General features: G+C 65.4%; 24 protein-coding genes and 1 riboswitch. Of the genes, 16 read left to right on the forward strand and 8 right to left on the reverse strand.

Translation table 11 applies throughout. The features are described from left to right. Positions 1-54: 54 nt before the first annotated feature. Entirely contained in the window at positions 55-720 is a 666-nt protein-coding gene (locus tag NG697_RS03165; RefSeq protein ID WP_252613610.1) for an Rv1352/Rv1906c domain-containing protein, read from the forward strand. 44 nt (positions 721-764) lie between these two features. Continuing rightward, entirely contained in the window at positions 765-1,421 is a 657-nt protein-coding gene (locus NG697_RS03170) for a DUF4352 domain-containing protein (RefSeq protein WP_252599493.1), read from the forward strand. A gap of 67 nt (positions 1,422-1,488) precedes the next feature. Here NG697_RS03170 and NG697_RS03175 read toward each other — a convergent pair whose 3' ends face one another. Continuing rightward, positions 1,489-2,703, reverse strand: a complete 1,215-nt coding sequence (locus NG697_RS03175; RefSeq protein WP_252599492.1) for an aminotransferase class I/II-fold pyridoxal phosphate-dependent enzyme — start codon at positions 2,701-2,703, stop codon at positions 1,489-1,491. A gap of 190 nt (positions 2,704-2,893) precedes the next feature. Between NG697_RS03175 and NG697_RS03180 the strand changes: the two genes are divergently transcribed. From NG697_RS03180 to NG697_RS03200, 5 genes are all read left to right on the forward strand, one after another. Continuing rightward, a complete protein-coding gene (locus tag NG697_RS03180) occupies positions 2,894-3,631 on the forward strand; it encodes a VOC family protein (protein WP_252613611.1) in 738 nt (245 codons plus the stop codon). A 102-nt stretch (positions 3,632-3,733) separates the two neighbouring features. Then, positions 3,734-3,982 (forward strand): type II toxin-antitoxin system Phd/YefM family antitoxin, encoded by a 249-nt coding sequence (locus NG697_RS03185; RefSeq protein WP_252613612.1) that lies wholly within the window; start codon positions 3,734-3,736, stop codon positions 3,980-3,982. Next, positions 3,979-4,239 carry a type II toxin-antitoxin system RelE family toxin gene (locus NG697_RS03190; RefSeq protein ID WP_252613613.1) on the forward strand — a complete coding sequence of 87 codons (261 nt, stop codon included), beginning with the start codon at positions 3,979-3,981 and terminating at the stop codon, positions 4,237-4,239. The genes NG697_RS03185 and NG697_RS03190 overlap by 4 nt, the downstream gene beginning before the upstream one ends. Positions 4,240-4,433: 194 nt before the next feature. Next, positions 4,434-4,817, forward strand: a complete 384-nt coding sequence (locus NG697_RS21165; RefSeq protein WP_252599487.1) for a cupredoxin domain-containing protein — start codon at positions 4,434-4,436, stop codon at positions 4,815-4,817. Between the two features lie 2 nt (positions 4,818-4,819). After that, the gene (locus NG697_RS03200) at positions 4,820-5,218 is read left to right on the forward strand and encodes a hypothetical protein (RefSeq protein WP_252613614.1); all 399 of its coding nucleotides are present in this window, start codon (positions 4,820-4,822) and stop codon (positions 5,216-5,218) included. 7 nt (positions 5,219-5,225) lie between these two features. Here NG697_RS03200 and NG697_RS03205 read toward each other — a convergent pair whose 3' ends face one another. Then, positions 5,226-6,755 (reverse strand): FAD-dependent oxidoreductase, encoded by a 1,530-nt coding sequence (locus tag NG697_RS03205; protein ID WP_252613615.1) that lies wholly within the window; start codon positions 6,753-6,755, stop codon positions 5,226-5,228. A gap of 147 nt (positions 6,756-6,902) precedes the next feature. Next, positions 6,903-7,373 (reverse strand): DUF4383 domain-containing protein, encoded by a 471-nt coding sequence (locus tag NG697_RS03210; protein ID WP_252599484.1) that lies wholly within the window; start codon positions 7,371-7,373, stop codon positions 6,903-6,905. 211 nt (positions 7,374-7,584) lie between these two features. Here NG697_RS03210 and NG697_RS03215 point away from each other — a divergent pair, with 211 nt between their 5' ends. Continuing rightward, positions 7,585-8,403, forward strand: coding sequence for a CPBP family intramembrane glutamic endopeptidase (locus NG697_RS03215; RefSeq protein WP_252599483.1), 819 nt, complete (start codon positions 7,585-7,587; stop codon positions 8,401-8,403). Between the two features lie 32 nt (positions 8,404-8,435). Here NG697_RS03215 and NG697_RS03220 read toward each other — a convergent pair whose 3' ends face one another. Continuing rightward, a complete protein-coding gene (locus NG697_RS03220) occupies positions 8,436-8,900 on the reverse strand; it encodes a GyrI-like domain-containing protein (RefSeq protein ID WP_374209881.1) in 465 nt (154 codons plus the stop codon). Positions 8,901-8,923: 23 nt separating this feature from the next. Continuing rightward, a complete protein-coding gene (locus NG697_RS03225) occupies positions 8,924-9,754 on the reverse strand; it encodes an SDR family NAD(P)-dependent oxidoreductase (RefSeq protein ID WP_252613616.1) in 831 nt (276 codons plus the stop codon). Between NG697_RS03225 and NG697_RS03230 the strand changes: the two genes are divergently transcribed. Then, positions 9,748-10,251: an ANTAR domain-containing protein gene (locus tag NG697_RS03230; protein ID WP_252613617.1), complete on the forward strand. Its 504-nt coding sequence runs from the start codon at positions 9,748-9,750 to the stop codon at positions 10,249-10,251. The two genes, NG697_RS03225 and NG697_RS03230, sit on opposite strands and share 7 nt — an antisense overlap. 71 nt (positions 10,252-10,322) lie before the next feature. On the opposite strand, the gene NG697_RS03235 is transcribed toward NG697_RS03230, so the two are convergent. Further along, entirely contained in the window at positions 10,323-10,820 is a 498-nt protein-coding gene (locus NG697_RS03235) for a MarR family winged helix-turn-helix transcriptional regulator (RefSeq protein WP_252613618.1), read from the reverse strand. A gap of 128 nt (positions 10,821-10,948) precedes the next feature. Here NG697_RS03235 and ribA point away from each other — a divergent pair, with 128 nt between their 5' ends. The 3 genes from ribA (at position 10,949) to NG697_RS03255 (ending at position 15,462) form a co-directional block, all read left to right on the forward strand. Next, on the forward strand, positions 10,949-12,823 hold the full coding sequence (ribA, locus tag NG697_RS21145; protein ID WP_305884326.1) for a GTP cyclohydrolase II RibA: 1,875 nt from the start codon (positions 10,949-10,951) through the stop codon (positions 12,821-12,823). Positions 12,824-12,895: 72 nt separating this feature from the next. Then, a complete protein-coding gene (locus NG697_RS03250; RefSeq protein WP_252613619.1) occupies positions 12,896-13,873 on the forward strand; it encodes a dienelactone hydrolase family protein in 978 nt (325 codons plus the stop codon). Between the two features lie 125 nt (positions 13,874-13,998). Then, the gene (locus NG697_RS03255; protein ID WP_252613620.1) at positions 13,999-15,462 is read left to right on the forward strand and encodes a protein adenylyltransferase SelO; all 1,464 of its coding nucleotides are present in this window, start codon (positions 13,999-14,001) and stop codon (positions 15,460-15,462) included. Positions 15,463-15,531: 69 nt separating this feature from the next. Here the strand turns inward: NG697_RS03255 and NG697_RS03260 are convergent, their stop codons facing one another. Then, entirely contained in the window at positions 15,532-16,395 is an 864-nt protein-coding gene (locus NG697_RS03260) for a C40 family peptidase (RefSeq protein WP_252613621.1), read from the reverse strand. Between the two features lie 3 nt (positions 16,396-16,398). Then, positions 16,399-16,569: riboswitch (cyclic di-AMP (ydaO/yuaA leader) on the reverse strand. Between the two features lie 214 nt (positions 16,570-16,783). Between NG697_RS03260 and NG697_RS03265 the strand changes: the two genes are divergently transcribed. Continuing rightward, positions 16,784-18,076 (forward strand): aggregation-promoting factor C-terminal-like domain-containing protein, encoded by a 1,293-nt coding sequence (locus NG697_RS03265; RefSeq protein ID WP_252613622.1) that lies wholly within the window; start codon positions 16,784-16,786, stop codon positions 18,074-18,076. A 23-nt stretch (positions 18,077-18,099) separates the two neighbouring features. On the opposite strand, the gene NG697_RS03270 is transcribed toward NG697_RS03265, so the two are convergent. After that, positions 18,100-18,480: a cupin domain-containing protein gene (locus NG697_RS03270; RefSeq protein WP_058932317.1), complete on the reverse strand. Its 381-nt coding sequence runs from the start codon at positions 18,478-18,480 to the stop codon at positions 18,100-18,102. A gap of 139 nt (positions 18,481-18,619) precedes the next feature. Here NG697_RS03270 and NG697_RS03275 point away from each other — a divergent pair, with 139 nt between their 5' ends. From NG697_RS03275 to NG697_RS03285, 3 genes are read left to right on the forward strand one after another with little or no spacing between them, the layout of a single operon-like run. Continuing rightward, a complete protein-coding gene (locus NG697_RS03275) occupies positions 18,620-18,979 on the forward strand; it encodes a TraR/DksA family transcriptional regulator (RefSeq protein ID WP_252599474.1) in 360 nt (119 codons plus the stop codon). Further along, positions 18,976-19,536, forward strand: coding sequence for a DNA alkylation repair protein (locus tag NG697_RS03280; protein WP_252599473.1), 561 nt, complete (start codon positions 18,976-18,978; stop codon positions 19,534-19,536). The genes NG697_RS03275 and NG697_RS03280 overlap by 4 nt, the downstream gene beginning before the upstream one ends. 53 nt (positions 19,537-19,589) lie before the next feature. Continuing rightward, positions 19,590-19,790, forward strand: coding sequence for a DUF1918 domain-containing protein (locus NG697_RS03285; protein WP_056340407.1), 201 nt, complete (start codon positions 19,590-19,592; stop codon positions 19,788-19,790). Positions 19,791-19,812 lie beyond the last annotated feature (22 nt).

The following is a 19,812-nucleotide window of genomic DNA, read 5'->3' on the forward strand; positions in this document are numbered from 1 at the left end:
GGGATCAGTATCCCGCCGCCGTTTAGCGGTCATCCACAAACAAAGGAAGAGAACATGTTGAACACTGACGCCGGCCAGGCGCAATTGCCTGACGGCCAGACTGCTCCTGAGGCAGCCGAGGAGCAACCCGCTCCGGCCGCGAAGTCCAGCCGCAATAGGGGCTCCCTGCTGGCGACAGCCGCCGTCGTCGTGCTTCTCGCCGGCGGGGTGGCCTTCGGAACCGTACTTCCTGACCCGAAGACCAGCGATGCCTACACGGCACTGGTGGATGAGAAGGCAACGGTCGAGATTGAGCGCGACGCCGCACTGTCCAGTTACGCGTCTGTGAAGGGCAAGTACGACAGCCTTCAGGGCGGCATCACTGCCCGGGAATCCAAGGTTTCCGCACGGGAGACCGAAGTGGGCAAGGCCGACGCTGCTGTCAAGACTGCCGAAGCAGCCGTCAAGGCTAGGGAAGAGGCAGTGACCGGGGCTGAGAAGGCGAAGGCTGCCAACACCGTCAGTGACGGCACCTGGACAGTGGGGTCCGACATCGAACCCGGAACCTACCGGGCATCCGCCGACGTCGGCTCCTCCTGCTACTGGGGCATCTACGCCACCGGCAGCAACGGCAGCAACATCATCGACAACGACCTCCCGGGCGGCGGCCGACCCTCCGTTGCGCTGTCCGCCGGCCAAGATTTCAAATCCAGCCGCTGCGGCAAATGGGAAAAGCAATAGCACCCGCAGCATCACCAATCGCACCCTTGAAAGGCACCACCACCATGTCTCACCAGAACTTTGATTCAGTCCCGTCCATGCCGGTTGCTACGGCCACAGTCAAGCGCCCTTTCTACAAGAAGAAGCGCTTTGTGATTCCGGCTGGCGTCCTGCTGCTCGGAATCGTCATGGGCTCCTGCTCCAGCGGCAGTAAGCCTGTGGCGGACACCAGCCCCATCGCTTCGGCGGCTGCCTCCGCGGCTCCGGCCGAGGCCGCGGCGCCGCCGGCGGCAGCACCGCCGTCGGCCGCCCCCGCACCGGCGGCTCCCACGGGACCGGCGGTGGGGACACCCTTCACCGTGAAAATGCGCAACGGCGACGTCGCCAGAATCACGATCGTCTCCGCCGTGCGGACGGACACGGTGACCACGACGGCGTTTGCGTCGCCGCCGAAGAACGGAACGTACCTGCTTCTGGACGTGCTGTGGGAGACCGAGGCGGGGAAGACGAGCTCGAATCCTTTCTACTTCTCAGCCAAGGATGAAAGCGGCCGCAAGGCTGACCTCAGCATGTTTGCCGATAACCAGCTGGGCTCCGGAGACGTCCTGCCGGGGGACAAGTCCCGCGGGTTCATCGCTTTCGACATGGCGCCCGGGGCGGCGACCGTGATGATCTCCGACCCGCTGATGCAGGAAGCGGCGCGGATCCAGATCCCGGGGTAACCGGAACTTCAGCGGGACGCGGAGGGAGTCCTGTCGGCTACAGCCGGCAGGACTCCTTCAGCATGAATCACGGGCGGCTTTCCTTCATCGCCGCTTCGAATGCCGGCAAGCTGCGTTCGATCATGTCCTCGTTGGCTGTCAGGGAGATCCGGAAGAAGCCTGGCGTCTCGAACAGCACGCCCGGCAACACGAAGGCATCCCGGCGGGCAAGTGAGTTGGTGAACGCTTCATCGTCCGAAATGGGGGACGTGACATACAGGTAGAACGTGCCTTCCGGCCGCAGGACGCGGTACCCCATGCCGCCGAGCACATCGACGAGACGGTCCCGGCGCCGCTGCAACTGGCCGACGTCGATGGTGAACTTCTCTAGTTCGGGAAGCGCGTGCTGCAGCAGGGCGTTCGGATACACCCAGCCCATCGCGACCTGCAGGCCGGTGATAGCCGGCTCCATCTCATCCCGCTGCGGCATGGTGGGCGGCAACGCCAGGTAGCCGACGCGCTCGCCTGGGGAGAGATGGGTCTTGCCGTAGGAGTAGGCCAGGAGCGTGTGCGGGTAGAACTCCACAGGGCTGTGGAATCGCAAGCCGTCGAAAACGATCCGGTTGTAGGCTTCGTCCGAGATGAGGTAAATCCGCCGTCCAATCCTCGCCGAGGCCGCCTCCAGCAATTCGGCCAGCCGGACCAGCAATTCGGGGGGATAAATCCGCCCCGTGGGATTGTTGGGCGAGTTGACGATCACTACCCGGGTGCGTTCCGTGATGGCTGCCTCGATCGCGTCGAGGTCCAGGTCGAACGTGGTTGTGTTGATTTTCACCTTCACCGGTACGAGCCCGGCTTCAAGGATCAGCGGCTCGTATAGGAACCAGGGCGGCAGGCTGTAAATGATCTCGTCGCCGGGATCGGCGACGGTCTTCAGGGCAAGGGCGATGGCGGCGAAGCCACCGGTGGTGAGGTAAATATCCTCCGTCCGGAAGGGCACATCCAGCAGCCTGTGAAGGGATTGAGCGGCCGCTTCCCGGGCGGCCTCGCCGTTGGTCTGGTAGGCGAACCACTGATCGTTCTGAGGAGTCAGCGCGTCCCGCAGCGTATTGACGTAGCGGTCAGCCGGCATCTGGTGCGGGTTGCCGAAGGTGAAGTCGCAGCCCGGCACCTGCCCGTGCCCGCGGGCACTGTACTCCCGGATGTAGGCGTTAACCCGTTGAAGGGATGGGATCGACGCCAGCCGTGCAGCGCGATCAGATACCGCCGACGTTGTCTGGGATGTGGCTGTCGGATCGTTCATGTCAGTGCTCCTGTGTAGGGCAGCCCGGTGGGGCGGCAGTCGGATGGGCGGCGCGCTGCCGAGCCAGCGGAGGCTGTTGTTAGAGCCATTGTTGACTCGACGACGCGTTGGAGTAAAGACTCCGCGATAATGGCCCGGACTAGGGCGTGCCTCCCATATCGGGTATTACCTAGGTATAGGGTCGGGCGCTATGGCGCTGCGACTTGTTCAGGTGAATTTCAAGGCTCGGGATGACTCAACGCTGGGCCGGTTTTGGGCGGAGGCGCTCGGCTGGGGTGTTTCCAGCGAGGGACCCGGTGTGACGAATGTTGAACCTGTGGACTTCGTCTGGCCGGACCCCACCGCCGTGTGCGTCGATGTCGTCACCGTCCCGGACCCCGAGACAGTGAAGTACCGCGCGCACCTCGATCTAGCCACCACTTCTGCGGCTCATCACGCGGAGCTGGTCGCGCGCCTGTTGGAGCTCGGTGCGACGCCCGCCGACGTGGGCCAGGGTGATGTGCCGTGGACGGTCTTGGCCGACCCGGAGGGCAATGTGTTCTGTGTACTGGAGCCGCGACCGATCTACCGGGACACAGGGCCGATCGCCACGGTGGTGGTCAACTGCGCGGATCCGCGCGCCATGGCCCGGTTCTGGGGCGAGGCTACGGACTGGACCCTGCACGAGGTGAACGATGATCATGCGAGGCTGCGTTCGGCCAAGGGTGTCGGGCCGTATCTGGAGTTCCTTCGCACGTCCGGCGTGGAGACCGTGTGGAACCGTGTCCACCTCGACCTGATGCCGTATCCCGGTGACGATCAAGCGGCAGAAGTGGCCCGGCTGTGGGCTCTGGGCGCCACGGACGCCGACGTCGGCCAGGGCGATGTGCCATGGGTATGCCTCGCCGACTCAGAGGGCAACGAGTTCTGCGTCCTCACCCCGGGATGACGCCGGGTCACTGACAGTCAGATTCGAAGCGCTGTCCGCCTGGTAGGCATGGCACCCGGGGCTTGCATGTACACTCGGTGAGCTCAGGTGTACATTTGAAGAATGTCCACCATCAACATCACTGACGCGCGATCTCATCTGCCGGAGCTCGTCAGTGTGGCTGAATCCGAGCCGGTATTCATTGAGCGCAGGGGGCGACGGGTAGCTGTTCTCGTGTCCCCGGAGCGCTACGAGCAAATGCTCGACGCCCTGGAAGAAGTCGAAGATATCGCAGCGTTCGACGAGGCGATGGCCGAAGAGGGCGAAAATATCCCCTGGGCCCAGGTGAAGGTCGATCTTGGCTGGGTATGACCAGCTATCGGATTGAGCTGCGTCCTGCGGCACTTCGGGCCCTCCGCCAGACCCATCCGAACGACCGCGATCGTATCCACGGCGCCATCGCACTCCTCGGATCCGATCCGCGACCGCCCAAGGCCATCGCCTTGCGTGGACGTCCGGGATTTCGGGTCCGGGTTGGCGATTATCGGATCATTTATACAATCCAGGACGATGTGCTGCTGGTGGTTGTTGTCACCGTTGGTCATCGGCGCGATGTCTACAGCAAGTAGGCAGTCGGCTATACGATAGTCCCGCTCGGCTGCTGCCTCCGCCGCTCCGGGGAGGAGACAGGACAGGCTGCGGCAGCACCGCCGTCGGCCCCCCTTCACCGAACCGCAGGCGCCATTTCCGTCTGATGCGCGCACAATGGTAGGGACAGGCAGGGCCTGGCCGGCCTTGGTTTCCGGAGTCGAGGACGGTCACCGTGAGAGCGATTCAGACCAAGGCCGCAGTGCTGCTGATGGCGGCGCTCCTCGTGGGCGGGTGCGGCTCCGGCGGCGGAAGTCCCGCAGCGTCCTCCGAGCCGGGGACAGCGACGACGGGAGCGGTCACCCCCGGAGCGCCAGTTATCACCATCAAGGACTTCGAGTATGGCGCGCCGCTGACCGTTGCGCCGGGCGCAATTGTCATGGTCACCAACATGGACTCAGCGGGCCATACCGTCACCGCGGACCAGGGCCAGGCATTTGACGTGGATGTCCGCGGAAGCGGCGGGACGGCCACGTTCACGGCGCCCTCGGCACCCGGGTCCTACCCGTACTTCTGCACCTATCACCCCAATATGCGCGGGACGCTGATAGTCAAATGAACATGGCACTGAGGGTACTGACAGCACTGGCTTTGTTCATCGATGCCGGGGTCCATATTTATCTGGCCCCCGGCTACCAGGCGGCCGCGCCTGGCGGAATCGGACAAGGCAACTTGTTCTATCTCGAATCGGCGGCGGCGGTGCTGACGGCGCTGTGGGTTCTGTTCCGCGGCAGCCGAGCCTCCTTTGCCCTGGCACTGGTGGTGGCCCTGAGCGCATTCGTCGCCGTGGTGTTATACCGGTATGTGGATTTTCCGGCCTTCGGACCCTTCCCCGCGATGTATGAGCCGGTGTGGTTTCTTGAGAAGTCGCTCAGCGCCGTGGTCGAAGGAGTGGGAGCACTCCTGGCCGCAGTAGGTCTGGTCCGTACCGCCCCGAAGCGACGGGCCGAGGGCAACTAGTGGGCGATCAGGGCATCTGCGCGGGTGGCAGGTTCTTGGCAGCGGGTCCCTGGATGACGGTTCCGTCGGTGGAGAATCGGGAGCCGTGGCAGGGGCAGTCCCAAGTGGTCTCGGCGGTGTTGAAGCCGACGGTGCAGCCCAGATGGGTACAGGTGGCGGAGACGGCGTGGACTTGCCCGTCTGCGTCTTTGTAGACGGCGGTGCTCTCGCCGTTGACTTTGATGACTGTCCCCTCTCCCGGCGAGAGGTCCGAGTGGCTGGGCCGGCGGCGGAGTTTGCTGGCCAGGACAGCTGCCACGGTCTTGAAGTTCTCCTCCGCGAACCGTTTCGCGCTGGCTGCCGGGGTGAACCGGTTGCTGTTGAACACCGAGGCCCAAGGGTTTTCCCGGCCGCTGAGGGTGTCGGCAAGAATGAGGGCGGCTGCGGTTCCGTTGGACAGGCCCCATTTCCGCAGACCGGTGATCACGTACACGTGCTTGGCGGCGGGGGACATGAGTCCGGCGTAGGGCAGCCCGTCGAGCGGGATGCCGTCCTGTGTTGACCAGCGGTAGGCGATCTTTTCCACGCCGAGGCGGTCGTGGGCGAAGGCTGCGAGTCTGCGGTACCGCGCGGCTGTGTCGCCGGGCTCGGATACGCGGTGGCCCTCACCGCCGGTAAGCACGTAGCTTGTGCCGTTGACGCTGGTGGTCAGAATGGATCGCATCGGTTCGTCGGCGCTGATGAACGTGGCGTCCAGCGGTGGCGTGTCCACGCGTCCTGCGACGAGGTAGGAGCGGTGCGGATGAGACCGCAGGTAGAACAGGCCCTGGCCGCCCCACGGCACATTCGTGGCGACGATGATGCCGCGGGCCCGGACGGTGCCGTGTTCGGTATCGACGACGGCCGGGGAACCATCGTGGACCTGCTGCGCCCGGGTCTGCTCATAGACGAAGCTGCCCTCACCGTTGACCGCGCGGGCGAGACCCCGGAGGTATTTCACGGCATGGATTTGCGCCTGTCCGTCGAATCGGACCGCGCCCTTGACCGGGAAGGGAAGTGGCACGTCGGTGGTGAAGGCGGCGGGCAGGCCGAGGCGGGCGGCAAGGTTGGCTTCGGCGCGCACGAGGCTGAGCGCGTCGTCGGATTCGGCGTAGGTGTAGTTGGCTACGCGGCGGAAGTCACAGTCGATGGCTTCCTCGGCCACGAGTTGCGCGACGTGTTCGACTGCGGCCTGGTTGGCCTCCCCGTAGATACGCGCGGTGTCGTTGCTGTGTCGGCGGGCAAGTTCCGTGTAGGCAAGGCGGTGAAGGGAGGTGACCTTGCCGGTGGTGTGGCCGGTGACGCCGGTTCCGATGCGGGCGGTCTCGATGACCGCGACGGTCCGGCCGGTGCGTTTGAGTGCCAACGCGGCGGTCAGCCCGGCGATGCCGGCCCCGATAACCGCGAAGTCCACCTCCAGATCCCCCCGCAGGACCGGATAATCGGTGGTTCCGGCGGTAGCGACCCAGAGGGAGCGGGGTTCACCTTCCGGCCGTCCACTGTTCGATGCGTCATTCACTGCGTCACCTCAGGATCACCCGGTACTGCTCGGCTGTGTTAAGGCTGCGTCAGCAGCAGCCGACGCCGAGGGACTGACGGCGACCGTCCCGAGGATTTTCTACTCCAGGGGACGGCCGCCGTCGTCGGTTTCCCACGAACCGTGGCGCTATGAGGTGCTTCCTTTCGTCTTCTCCATGGCATCCCTGCCCAGCCAGAGGCCCAGGCCGATCATGCCGAGGCCCAGAACCAGGTGCAGCCAGTTGTCAGCAGTGTTGAAAGGGACGAAGTTGGCAGCCGCGTTCATGTCGATGACCAGGCCGTAGATCCACAGGACCAGGTACACGATGCCGCCGCCGAGCAGGAACCAGCGGGCCATCGGGCTTGTCCGGGCCATAACGATCCCAGCCACACCGAACAGCAAATGCACGATGTTGTGCAGCACTGACACTTGGAAGACGCCAAGAAGCATGGCCCCGGACTCATGTCCCGCGAAGGTCATGGCGCCGTAATTGGTGGTGATTCCCGGGATGAACCCGAGGACTCCAACCAGCAGGAAAACTGCACCGATACCGATGGCGGTGTTGTGAAGTGTCAACCCCATCATGTGGTGTTGGGCAGGGTGTGACGCGGTAGTCATTTTGTCTCCCTTTCACGCTGGTTGCCGGCTCTTCAGATGGAGAGGCGGCCTTGCGGCAAGGAGTCGCAAAAATCCTGCCGACGCCCACATCGTACTCCGGAAAACCGCGTGTGGGCAGGGTTCGCGTTAACAGTGCTTTGGGGGCCTCACCCAGGCGTGGACCGCCGCAGCCATCTTTCCCAGACGGCGCCGTCGCTGACATGCTGGTAGCGTGACTTCGATCTTGACCGAACCACCCCGTACCGCGCTCACATGGAAACTGGTGCCAGCGGTCCTGCTCTCGGTGTCCGGAGTGCTGCTATTCGGCGTCGAGAATGACCTCATGGGCTACGGCGTGCTTGCGTTGAGCCTCGTCACGGCTGCAGTCATCGACCGCGAATTCCTACGGCACCTCGCGCTGATTGCGGCGGGAATGGTGATCATCAGCCTGGTTCCGCTGAACGCTGATTTGAGCATCCCGCACATTGCTTTGATGGGTGGAGCCCTTGCGTTGGCCGTGCTGGTGCCGTGGCTGGTGTCCCGTTTCGCCTACCGCGAGAGGATCATCAAGTTTCCGGTGAACACGGGCCGCAAATGGCCGTTGAGCGCAAAGCTGTACCTGATCGTTGTTGTGGCCCTCGGCTACCTCATCCTTCCGGTCTACCTGATCCGCACCGGGGTGTATCAGAACTGGCCGGACGCCTCCGACCCCACCATTTTCTGGCGCCTCTTTCTCGGCGTCAACGCGGTTGGAATTTGGGACGAACTGTTCTTCATCTGCACCACGTTCACGCTGCTGCGGCGGCACTTCCCGGACTGGCTCGCCAACATCCTGCAGGCCGTGGTCTTCTCGTCCTTTCTGTGGGAGATCGGCTACATGGCCTGGGGACCGCTCCTTACGTTCCCGTTCGCGCTGCTGCAGGGATACACCTTCAAGCTGACCAAGTCGTTCACTTATGTTGTGACGGTGCACTTAGTCTTCGACTTTGTGCTGTTCCTCGCACTCGTGCACGCGCACAACCGCGACTGGCTGCCGATCTTCTTGTATTGAGGCCTGCTTGCGTGGAGCGGTCGTACCTTGGCCTATCCGGATGGACGTACTGGCTGGCGCAGCACAGTCCTTAGCTTCCCCGGAGGCACTCGCTTGGGGTCGTCCAGGTAGATCTCGTGGTGGTTCCCGTTTGGAACCAGGTTATGGGCGGGCAGGAACTTACTGTGCAGCCTGGCAAGGGTCGGCACTTCCCCACTGTTCGGCCCCACGTGCATGATCTGGGCGCACAGGCCTTCGTAAAGGCTTTCGATCCGCAGGCTGGCCGGCGGTTCACCCATGCTTGCTTTCGCCTTATCGACGGCATCCTCAAACATCGCCGCCGTCAGCCAGCCCGGTTCAAAGACGATCATCATCCGCCAGTTCAGTTTGTCTCGGTTTCCGCGGATGAGGTCCTGGATATCGTCCGCCCACCAGAGGCCTTCGAGCGGTGGTTCCACGAAGTGCTTGCCCATTTGCTTTCTGGCGAAAGGCTTCATGGGGTCGATGACTGCATACAACCACTTGATGGTGTTGCACTCGGCTACTTGATCCTGAAGCCTGCTCCAACAGGCTCAACGTCAGGGCATCCCGGCCAGGTGCGCGCACGCGTCCCACAAGCGCTTCCGGGCTTCGGGGTCCGATCCCATTCCGGGCGTCGGGAGCTCCTTGCGCTTGGCCCATAGCTTTCCGGAGACTCCCGCTGTTTCGCGTGACGTGGCGAGCCAGAGCGGTGTATCCGCGGCCTTTTCTGCGGGTGCTCCGAACGTGTTCGTGATCCAGCGGAATGGGCCCCGACGTCCTGCAGCAGCGTCGTGTTCTTGACCAGTCCAGGATGGACGGCATTGGCGACCACGCCTGAGCCGCGCAGACGCTCAGCGAACTCCTGCGTGAGCAGAACCCGGGCCAGCATTGTGGGCGGCGTCGAGCGAAGGTAGCTGTACTTGCCGCTTGCCGTCTGGAGGTCGTCGAAGTTCAGCCTGGAATTGCCATACCGGGACGCGATGTTGACGATGCGGGGATTGCTGGGTGGTGCGGCTGCGCGGTGCGTGAGCGCGTCCAGCAGCAGGTTCGTCAGGAGGAAGTACGCCATCACATTAGTGGCGAAGGTCAGTTCTATTCCATCGCGGGTTACCTGACGCTCCTTGCGGAACACGCCCGCTGCGTTGACCAGCACGTCGAGCCGGTCGTGGCGGGACAGGAAGTCCGCCGCCGCCGCCTGGATCGAGGACTGGTCTGAGAGGTCACAGACCAGTGGTTCAAGTTTGGCGCCCGGAACGTGCCGGCGGATGCCCGCCATCGCCTCGCTCGCCCGGGTTGTTGATCGCCCCGCCACGACCACCAAGGCACCCTCACGTGCAAGGCCCGATGCCACAGCGCCTCCCAAGCCGCCAGCTGGAAGTAGGAATTGTCACGGTCACGGACCTGAGGTCCGAGGACCGCTGGCCCAGCTTCGTCGAAGCCGCCCGGCGCGAGAAGGTGCTGTCGCTCCTGGCGTTGCGGATGCACCTGGAGGGCGAGGCCAGCGCAGGAATGATCTTCTACAGCTCCAGGCCGCACGGATTCGGCCGGGACGCCATGGAAGCAGCCCATTCCTTGGCTGCGGAGGCGTCGAAGGGACTGCGCCTCGTCCTCCGGATCGTGTCACTGCAGGAAACGGAGGAGAACCTTGGGGCGGCCATGGCTTCGCGGACGCCGACAGATCTCGCGCTGGGTGTCATCATCGGCCAGGAACGGTGCAGCTACGATGATGCGCTTGAGTGGCTCTTCCGTGCATCACGGACCCGCAACGTCAGTATCCGCGATTTGGCGGCCGAGATTGTTGCCGCGGCCGACGAGCCCCACCCCGTACGGATCCATTTCGACCACTGACCTACCTGAATGGCGGCAGTTCCTGTTAATCGGCAGAGGCCGGGGGCTCTTTGCGCTCCGGATCAAGTTTCTCAGAGCGGGGCGCTTTCACGCAGGCAGCGGTCCTCTGGGTCGATGGCGCCCATGATGCGCTTGCCGATGCTCGCCAGCTGGCGCGACTGCGCCTTCGTGAGGGGATCGAACACGAGCGCTCGGACTGCTTCCACGTGCCCCGGAGCGGTTTGGGTAATCTTCGCCCAGCCCTCGTCGGTGAGTGTGGCCAGGGTGATGCGTCCGTCGGAAGGATCCGTGGAGCGGTGAACCCAGCCCCGCTTTTCAAGCCGGCTGACAACCTGGGACAGGCGGGGGAGTCCGGACTCGGTGAAGCCCGCCAGGTCACTCATCCGGCGGGTTCGTTCCGGAGCTTCAGACAGGCCGGCAAGGACCATGTACTCAAAGTGGCTTATCCCGGCGTCCTGCTGCAGCTGGGAGTCCAGGGCGGCGGGGAGCTTCATCATGATGCCCACGAGGGTCAGCCACACCTCACGTTCATCGCTGCTCAGCCAGCGGGGTTCGACGGAATTTTCCATAGGGCAAGCCTAAGGCATTTACTTCATGAGTGAAGTTTTATGTCCGGCAAATCACTTGCGTCGTGAACTAATGACCAGTACTGTTTACTTCAACATTCAAGTACTTTCAGACTTCCTGAGGAGCCCAGATGACCGTCATGTCCGAGACCGTCGCGCGGCCATTCGAACAACCGGCCGCCGTCCGCAGCCAGGTCACCGTCCCGCTGCGCTTCCCTGATGGCTTCGCGGCCACAGCCGAGATCATGACGTTCCATGGGCTGGCCGACGGTAAGGAGCACCTGCTGCTCGCGCTCGGCGAATGGGAGCAGACGCTCCTGGACCAGGGCCCGGAAGGTACGGCCCCGCTGGTCCGACTGCACAGCGAGTGCCTCACCGGCGACGTGTTCGGCAGCGAGCGCTGCGACTGCGGACCCCAGCTGCGCGAGGCAGTCGAGGAGATTGCCGCCGTCGGGGGCTTCCTGCTGTACCTCCGGCAGGAAGGGCGTGGCATCGGACTGTACTCCAAGCTCGACGCCTATGCCCTGCAGGACACCGGCCTGGATACCTACGAAGCCAACGTTGCCCTGGGTCGCGGCGAGGACGAGCGGGACTACAGCGCCGCCGCCCAGATGCTCGGAGCGCTTGGCGCCGGCCGGATCCGCCTCCTCACCAACAACCCGGACAAAGTAGGGCAGCTGACGGCCCTCGGCGTTGACGTCTCGGAGCAGGTCCCCACCGGGGTGCACCTCTCGGAGGCGAACCGCCGCTACCTGGCCGCGAAGCGCAGCCATACAGCGCACACCATTGAGCTTCCCGAAGAGGTGCTCCCGGCCGTGATGCCGACCGCGGCGGCTGTGGCAGTTCCGACGCACGACGAGCTGCTAGCCCGGGTGGATGCCCTCGTTCCCCGGCTGCGGGAACGCGCATCTGAAACCGAGGAGATCCGCCGTATTCCGGAAGCCACCATGGCTGAACTGAAGGCGGCGGGCGTTTTTCAGATGCTCGCGCCTAAGGCCGTGGGCGGCTTCGGCCTGGGGCTGGAAACCTACGTGGAGGTGGTCCGCCACCTCGCCCAGGGATGTGTCTCCACGGCGTGGAGCGTCGGGCACCTGGTGGAACATGTCTGGATGCTGGCCCGCTGGCCGCAGGAAGCCCAGGATGAAGTCTTCGCCAACGGGCCGGCGCCCTTGGCTGCCGCCACCGGCGCCCCTCCAGGTAAAGCAGAGAAGGTTCCCGGCGGGTTCATTATCTCGGGCCGCTGGAGCTTCGCCTCCGGTGTCATGCATTCTGAGTGGGCGCTCCTGGCTGTGCAGCACGGCGAGATCCGCCTACAGTGCCTGGTCCCGGTGTCCGATCTTGACCTCCTGGACGTCTGGCACACGGCCGGCCTGCGGGGGACAGGAAGCAACGATCTCCGGACGGAGAATCTCTTTGTCCCAGCGCACCGCGCTCTGGAGTGGAACCTCCTGGCCGCCGCCGACAACCCCGGCAGCCGCATCCATCCGGATCCGAACATCCACATCCCCATGTCCACGTTCCTGAACATGGTTGCCCCGGCAGCTGCTTTGGGGGGCGCTGAGCACGCCATCGAGGTGTTCCGGGACCTGATGATGGTGCGCAAGGTCAAGCAGACAACGCAGGCGCGGCAGGCGGATTCGCCGCTCGCGCAGGCCCGGTTCTCCCAGGCCTTCGGGCAGGTGGCGACTGCGCGGCTGCACTGGCAGGAAGCTGTCCGGGTGGTGGCCGCTTCCTACGGCCGGCGGCCGGTCGCTTTCACGGATGAGGAGCGGGCACAGTACCGGCTTTCCCTCGGTCTCAGTGGCGCGGCATCCGCCGAGGCTGTCCGCCTCATCCTGACGGGCTCCGGAGGGAGTGTTCACCGGCTGACGCACCCACTCCAGCGGATCCAACGCGATGTCAATGTACTGCTCAACCACGCCTCCCTGACCATGGATCCGATCCTGGAACAGGCAGGCCGCGGACTCCTGGACCTCGGGTTTTCCATCCCGGCGGAGCAGTTCTGACCGGGCGCATGGGACCCTTGCAGGACCGCCGGCTTCGGAGAAGGATATGACCCTCACTCGAGGAGGCCAACCATGGTCCAGCTTGGAAAGTTTGAACGGTACCTGATCGAGGAATTCTTCGACGACTACCGCGCCGGCGCAATGACGCACCGCACCTTCACCCGCCGGGTCGCATTCATCATGGGAAGCATGGCGGCGGCATCGGGCGCGATGCTGCTCGTCGGATGCACACCCGAGGAAGTCCCACGCAGCACGGACCCCATGCCCACACCCACGCCGTCATCGTCGACGGCGGGCACCGGCACCGCTTCTGCCGGTGCTGTTCCGGGGGCCAAAAGTCCGCTCTCCGTCCCGGAGGGCGCCGCGGGGCTGACGACGGCGACCGTGCGGTTCCCGGCCGAAAGAACCGAGATCAGTGGGTACCTCGCCCGGCCCGAATCCGGAGCAGCCGGCCCTGCGGTGCTGGTCTGCCACGAGAACCGCGGCCTGACCCCTCACATCCAGGACGTTGCCCGCCGCTTTGCCAAAGCCGGGTACGCGGCGCTGGCCCTTGACCTGCTCAGCAGGGAAGGCGGCACCGCCAGCCTTGACTCCGACGCCGTGTCGGGTGCACTGACCAGCGCCGGCGCCCCACGCCATGTTGCTGACTTCGCGGCGGCCTTTGACTACCTTCAGGGCCAGGACTTCGTGGACTCCGGACGCATCGCCATGAACGGGTACTGTTTCGGCGGCGGCATTACCTGGCAGGCGGCAACCGAGCTGGCCGGGCTGAAGGCCACCGCGGCGTTCTATGGTCCGGCGCCGGACCTGAACAAGGTGCCGGCCATCAAGGCCGCGGTGTTCGGGGTTTATGCCGAACGCGACGCGCGGATCACCGGCGCGATGCCGGGCCTCCGCGATGCCCTGGACGCCACCACGGTGACGCACCAGCTCACCGTTTACCCCGGCGTGGACCATGCCTTCCACAACGACACCGGCGAGCGCTACAACGAAACCCAGGCCACGGCTGCCTGGAACGACACCCTCGCCTGGTTCGGACAGCACGTCTGAGGGGTGACGCCAGCACGGTTGATCTGCGTAGCGCTATCTGACGTTTTGAGCCTCCAGAACGACAGATAGCGCTACTCAGTTGGGAGGGCGGGGCACTCACCCGCGGCCGCGGGTAGTCTTGAAGGATGAGCACCGCAATCCCACTAACGCTCACCTTCGACGGGCGTTTCGCCCGCGAACTCGAGGAGCTGGCGGTTCCCTGGCAGGCGGAAGAAGCGCCAGACCCGCAGCTGCTGGTCCTGAACGAGCCGTTGGCCGGCGAACTGGGCCTGGACCCGTCCTCGCTGCGGACGCCCAAGGGGACCCGGTTGCTCATCGGCAACCAGATTCCTGACGGTGCCACACCGGTGGCCCAGGCCTATGCCGGCCACCAGTTCGGCGGCTACTCACCCCTGCTCGGCGACGGGCGGGCCCTCCTGCTGGGTGAGGTCACGGACATCCACGGGCAGCTTCGGGACATCCACCTCAAGGGCTCCGGCCGGACACCGTTCGCCCGCGCAGGTGACGGTCTCGCCGTCGTCGGTCCCATGCTGCGCGAGTACATCGTCAGCGAAGCCATGCACGCCATGGGCATCCCCACCACGAGGTCCCTCGCCGTGGTGGCCACGGGCCGGCCCGTCCGCCGCGAAACCATGCTGCCCGGCGCCGTGCTCACCCGGGTGGCCAGCAGCCACTTGCGCGTTGGCAGCTTCCAGTTCGCCCGCGTCAACGGCGAGACGGACCTTCTCCGCCGCCTGGCCGATCATGCCATCAGCCGCCATTACCCCGACGCGGCGCTCGCCGACAAGCCCTATCTCGCGTTCTTCGAGGCGGTCATAGCCGCGCAGGCGTCCCTGGTGGCGCACTGGATGCTGGTGGGCTTCGTCCATGGCGTGATGAACACCGACAACATGGCCATCTCCGGCGAGACCATCGACTACGGTCCCTGCGCGTTTATGGACGCCTTCAACCCCGGCGCGGTCTATAGCTCCATCGACGCGGACGGACGCTACGCCTACGCCAACCAGCCGGTCATTGCCGAGTGGAACCTCACCCGGCTCGCCGAAGCACTCCTGCCCCTGTTCCATGAAGACCAGGACCAGGCCGTGGCGCTCGCCGTTGAATCCCTCGGCGCCTTCCGCACGCTGTACAGCGCTGCCTGGTCAGCCGGCATGAAGTCCAAGCTTGGGCTGCGCCCGGACACGCACGACGACGTCGCGTCGCCCCTGGTGGACGGCGTGTTGGCGCTGCTCCAGGAAGGCCAGGTGGATTACACCTCCTTCTTCCGGAGCCTCGGCTCGGCGGCCCGCGGGACCCCGGAAACTGCGCGGTCCATGTTTGCGGACCCGGGCGTCTTCGACGCCTGGGCCGCACGGTGGCTGGCCCTGGCGCCGGACGCGGACCTGATGGACCGGGTCAACCCCGTCTACATCCCCAGGAACCACCTGGTTGAAGAGGCTCTGGACTCTGCTATCGCAGGCGACCTGGACCCATTCAACCGGTTGGTGGACGTCCTGGCCGATCCGTACACGCAGCGCCCCGGGCTGGAACGCTACGCCGGCCCCGCCCCTGAAGACTTCGGGAGCTACCGGACCTTCTGCGGGACCTGAGCGAACACCAGGGATGGACGACGGCGGCGCGCGGCCGGGTGCCGCCCGCCGCCGTCGAGCATGGTCGGATCACGCTACGCGGACGAAGGACGCTCCGGCGAGCCAGCTGAGGGAGTGGACTTCGGTTTTGTAACCGTCCACCCCGCCGCTGACTACCTGGCCGTTGCCGGCGTAGACGCCCACATGGCCGGCCGTGATGACCAGATCCCCTGCGGCCGGGGTGCCCACCACCGTGCCGTACTGGTAGAACTGGCCGGGAGCCAGGTCACCCACGCTCTTACCCACCGAGCGCAGCGCCTTCTCCACCATGGCGGTGCAGTCCTGCTGCACGCCGAGCTGTGAAGTGGCCGAAGCCAGGATGGCCGCGCCGAGCGAGCCGGCCGGAGCCTGGGCTGCCGGTGCGGACGTTGAGGCCAGCTGTATACCGGTGTTGGTGGCGGAGGACGGCGCCGCTGCGGCCTTCGCCGCCGGAGCCGGTGCGGCGCCCGGTGCCGTGTAGCCGGCGCCGGGGATCCGGATCTGGTCGCCGGGGTAGATGATGGTGGTCAGCGAGAGTCCATTGGCGGCAAGGACGTCGTTGAGCGGGACGCCGTTGGTGGCGGAAATCTGGCCCAGCGTGTCACCCGAAACGACGGTGTGAACGTTGGCCGCGGCGGGGACCGCTGCGGCGGGGGCCGGAGCAACAGCGGCCGGAGCCGCTGCCGCCGCACCGGTTTGGACCTGGGCGTTGGCAGTCCCGGCATCATCCGGGCCGTGGACGCCGGCCTGAGCCGGGACGCCGATGCCGAACAGCAGGCCGGATGCAGCAACAGCCACCAGGGCCGGACGGCCAAACGTCAGGGCGTGTGCTTTGGCCGTTGACGACAGGCCGACAGGGACGGTAGAGCTGGCAGAAACCACACGATGGCGTGCGGAAGCGGAATTCTTGGACACGGTTGATCGCCTCTCCCATGCCTGCGGGGTGAGCTGTCGGGTTCGGGTCGGAGATACCCGGCCGGTAGCGGCGCCGCACTGAACGGAGCGATACCGACTTAACCCCAAGGCTTCGCAAGAAGCCGTGGAAACGTGGTTCCCCCGTCCCTGCCAGCTGGAAAGCGACTGGATCCCGGTCAGCGGCAGGGCTCGGCATACTGGCGGGAATGGTCCGGCTTGAGCCGGGCCACCGTTTGACCATAACTTCTGCTCGGCGGCAATGTCACATTCCGGTAACGGAATGTAGGAGTGAAATTCACTCGTATGTCAGCGCGAATTCTCTACTCCCTGGTAACGATGTTGCAGGTCAACCCCCGTAATCCGTATATGCCCGGTAAGCTCACCAACTATGTCCCGGATTGTTCAAAAAATGCGGCTGCCCGCCCTCGCCGGCATGCTGGCGGTCGCCCTGGTAGGGTCGGCTGCGCTGCTGCCCTCACATGCCGCCGACGACGCCCCGCCCGGCGGCTATCCCTCGTGGCAGGACGTGCAGAACGCCAAGCAAAGCGAGGCCGGCAAAGCGGCAGAGGTCACCAGGATCAACGGGCTGCTGGGCGGGCTTCAGGCCGAAGCGGAGGCGCTGGGCAATGCGGCCGTGACATCCGCCGCGGAGTACGCCCAGGCCGAAGCGGCGCTTCAGGCCGCCACTTCCACTGTGGATGCCCTGACCGCCCAGACGGCACGCGCCGCGGCCGAACTGGGACAGTACAAGAAGGAAATCGGTGCCCTGGCGGCGCAGTCGTATAAGACCGGTGGCACAAACATGGGTTTCTTCGTTGCTCTCGACGCCGTGCAGAACAACAGCATCCAAGGCCTGAATATCGTCCAGATCGTCAGCGACAAGACTGCAGCCCTGGTGAACAAATCCGCAGCCGCCGAACGCATTTCCCGCGCCCTGGCCGATCAGGAGCAGGCAGCCAGGGCAGAGCGCGAGCGTCTGTCCAGCGAAGCCAGAACCAAGCTCGCCGCCGCCCAGTCCGCCCAGCAGGCCATGTCCAGGCAGATCGCGGAGCAGCAGGAGCACGGCCAGGAACTGACCGCGCAGTTGGCATCCCTCAAGGGCACCACCGCTGCGGTGGAGGGTGAGTTCCGGCAGGGCCAGGTGGCCTTGGCCGCGTACGAAACGGCGCAGGCCGCCAAACGGGCCGCGGCGCAGGAACAGGCACGCCAACAGGCGGAGGCGGCAGCCAGGGCGGCGGCCCTCGCCGCTGCGCAGAAACCGGCTCCGGCCCCACCTGTTGTACCGGGAGTGCCAGCCCCCGCTCCTGTCCCGAGCCCGACGCCGGCTCCGCCGCCCGTCGTCGTCGTGCCTTCCGTGCCGGGCGGCGCTGTGAACGACCCCGCCGGCGCAAATACCTACGCGGCCGGGCAGTTGGGCGCCTACGGCTGGGGCCAGGACCAGTTTCCGTGCCTGGCGTCGCTGTGGACCAAGGAGTCGAACTGGCTGACCACCGCCACCAACCCGTACTCGGGCGCATACGGCATCGCCCAGTCGCTGCCGGCCAGCAAGTATGCCAGCGCCGGCAGCGACTGGCTCACGAGCTACCGGACCCAGGTCAGTTGGGGCCTGTCCTATATCGCTGACCGCTACGGGTCACCGTGCAGCGCGTGGAACCATTCCGTGGCCAACAACTGGTACTGACCTGCCGGGGGAGGGCAGCCGGGTCACGTTCCCGGGGGCTTGGCGAATTCCGCGGCGCTGAAGAATTCAATGCCGACGAAGGCTTCGTCGCCGTCCACCCAGGCGTCATGCCCGGGTGGAATGGTGTACGAATCGCCGGCGCTGATGCTGATCCGGTTGCCACCGGTGGTCTCGACGTTGAGGGCACCGGAAACGCAGTATCCGACGTGGTTGTTCTGGCAGGACTCGGTCTGGACCACCGGCTTGATGCAGTCCGACCAGCGCCAGCCGGGACTGAACGTCAACCGGCCGACCGTGTAGTCGCCCAGGTTGACGACATCCACTTCGGTTTTCTCCGGCCGGCGCTTCTCATCCGGTGTGTTGTGGGACTTGACTGCCAGTTCTGTGACGATGTTTGTAGGCATGACACGCAGACTTTCTCTGTTGGTTTTGTGTCCGGCAGCTTTCTGTCCCTGGCTGCCAGACCACATCTGAGGCGCTTACGCTTGCCAGCATCCTCCCGCCGGCGGCGCTTGTCGAGACCCAAACCACTAGGCTTTTCCCATGCCCGATTTTGAACGGTTCCGGGTCCTGCTGGAAGAAGAGCGCGCCCGGAAACTCGAGCTGCTCCCCGCGCTCCGTGCGGACATCTCCTCGGCGAACGCCGCACGCCAGGATTCCAACGTGGATGACGAACACGACCCCGAGGGTTCCACCATTGCGTTCGAGCTGTCGCAGGCCTCGGCGCTCCTGAAGCAGAGCAGTGCGGGACTTGACCAGGTGGATGCGGCCCTGGCGCGGATTGCGGCGGGCACGTACGGAACGTGCGCCGTGTGCGGGGACCCCATCGCGGAGGGACGGCTCGAAGCCCGCCCGTCGACGCCGTTCTGCATCCTCCACGCGGCCACCGGGAGGGTGCTGTGAACGGGCGTGTGCAGGAGGCTGCCGGCTTCATCGATGCCACCCTGCAGAATGAGGGCGCCTGGTACCGGGCGGAAGGCGTGGAGTCCCGGGTGGGCGGGGCACTTGGGTCCTACGGATCGTCGGTGGGAGCCGTACGCGGCACCGTCCGCGACGCCGGCACGAAATTCAAGGATCTTGGCCACGACGAGGTGACCGCTTTGGCATCCCTCCTCTGGGGCCGGCCCGGTCCCGGCAGGCGGCCGGTCTATGAAAGGCGGCTCGCGGCCGTGGTGCTGCTGCAGTCCCGGGTTGCCCTCCTCCGCCACTCTGACCTGACCCGGCTGGAGGGCTTCATCAGAACCGCGCAGACCGGTGAGCTGGTGGACCCACTGATTGCCGACGTTGTGGTTCCGTTGCTGCAGGGACTGGGCGAAAGCGGCCGCCAGCGCGCCGACGTCGTCATCACCCGCTGGCACCAGGACCCCGACGATTCGCTTCGCCACGCTGCCCGGCTCATCGCGTCTCAGGGACCCGACCTGCAGCGCATTTCCGGGAACCGCGACGCGGAACGCGACTGACCCCTGTTCCCCGGTCCCCGTCAGTCGTACTCTGGGGCTTGGAGGTGATTGCCATGGAGGCAGCGCAGGGCGACAGGATTATCGTCCGGGGGAGGACCGTCGGATCTTCGGACCGGCACGGCGTGATCGTGGAAGTCCGTGGTCAGGAAGGTCATCCGCCCTACCTGGTCAGGTTCGACGACGGACACGAAACCGTTATGTACCCGGGCGGTGATTTCGCCGTCGAACGCGGTCACGCGGGACAGGCCGGCTGACGCGCCGCGGGCGGCCGCGCGT

The organism is Pseudarthrobacter raffinosi, from assembly GCF_023913835.1.
In the GTDB taxonomy this organism is placed as follows: Bacteria; Actinomycetota; Actinomycetes; order Actinomycetales; family Micrococcaceae; genus Arthrobacter; species Arthrobacter raffinosi.

Coding starts and splice junctions, on each gene's coding strand:
- NG697_RS03230 (WP_252613617.1), top strand. CDS start 9,748: ATGCCACAGCGCCTCCCAAGCCGCCAGCTGGAAGTAGGAATTGTCACG.
- NG697_RS03200 (WP_252613614.1), top strand. CDS start 4,820: ATGGCACTGAGGGTACTGACAGCACTGGCTTTGTTCATCGATGCCGGG.
- NG697_RS03255 (WP_252613620.1), top strand. CDS start 13,999: ATGAGCACCGCAATCCCACTAACGCTCACCTTCGACGGGCGTTTCGCC.
- NG697_RS03180 (WP_252613611.1), top strand. CDS start 2,894: ATGGCGCTGCGACTTGTTCAGGTGAATTTCAAGGCTCGGGATGACTCA.
- NG697_RS03170 (WP_252599493.1), top strand. CDS start 765: ATGTCTCACCAGAACTTTGATTCAGTCCCGTCCATGCCGGTTGCTACG.
- NG697_RS03285 (WP_056340407.1), top strand. CDS start 19,590: ATGGAGGCAGCGCAGGGCGACAGGATTATCGTCCGGGGGAGGACCGTC.
- NG697_RS03275 (WP_252599474.1), top strand. CDS start 18,620: ATGCCCGATTTTGAACGGTTCCGGGTCCTGCTGGAAGAAGAGCGCGCC.
- NG697_RS03265 (WP_252613622.1), top strand. CDS start 16,784: ATGTCCCGGATTGTTCAAAAAATGCGGCTGCCCGCCCTCGCCGGCATG.
- NG697_RS03185 (WP_252613612.1), top strand. CDS start 3,734: ATGTCCACCATCAACATCACTGACGCGCGATCTCATCTGCCGGAGCTC.
- NG697_RS03190 (WP_252613613.1), top strand. CDS start 3,979: ATGACCAGCTATCGGATTGAGCTGCGTCCTGCGGCACTTCGGGCCCTC.
- NG697_RS03210 (WP_252599484.1), bottom strand. CDS start 7,373: ATGACTACCGCGTCACACCCTGCCCAACACCACATGATGGGGTTGACA.
- NG697_RS03165 (WP_252613610.1), top strand. CDS start 55: ATGTTGAACACTGACGCCGGCCAGGCGCAATTGCCTGACGGCCAGACT.
- ribA (WP_305884326.1), top strand. CDS start 10,949: ATGACCGTCATGTCCGAGACCGTCGCGCGGCCATTCGAACAACCGGCC.
- NG697_RS03235 (WP_252613618.1), bottom strand. CDS start 10,820: ATGGAAAATTCCGTCGAACCCCGCTGGCTGAGCAGCGATGAACGTGAG.
- NG697_RS03175 (WP_252599492.1), bottom strand. CDS start 2,703: ATGAACGATCCGACAGCCACATCCCAGACAACGTCGGCGGTATCTGAT.
- NG697_RS03250 (WP_252613619.1), top strand. CDS start 12,896: ATGGTCCAGCTTGGAAAGTTTGAACGGTACCTGATCGAGGAATTCTTC.
- NG697_RS03270 (WP_058932317.1), bottom strand. CDS start 18,480: ATGCCTACAAACATCGTCACAGAACTGGCAGTCAAGTCCCACAACACA.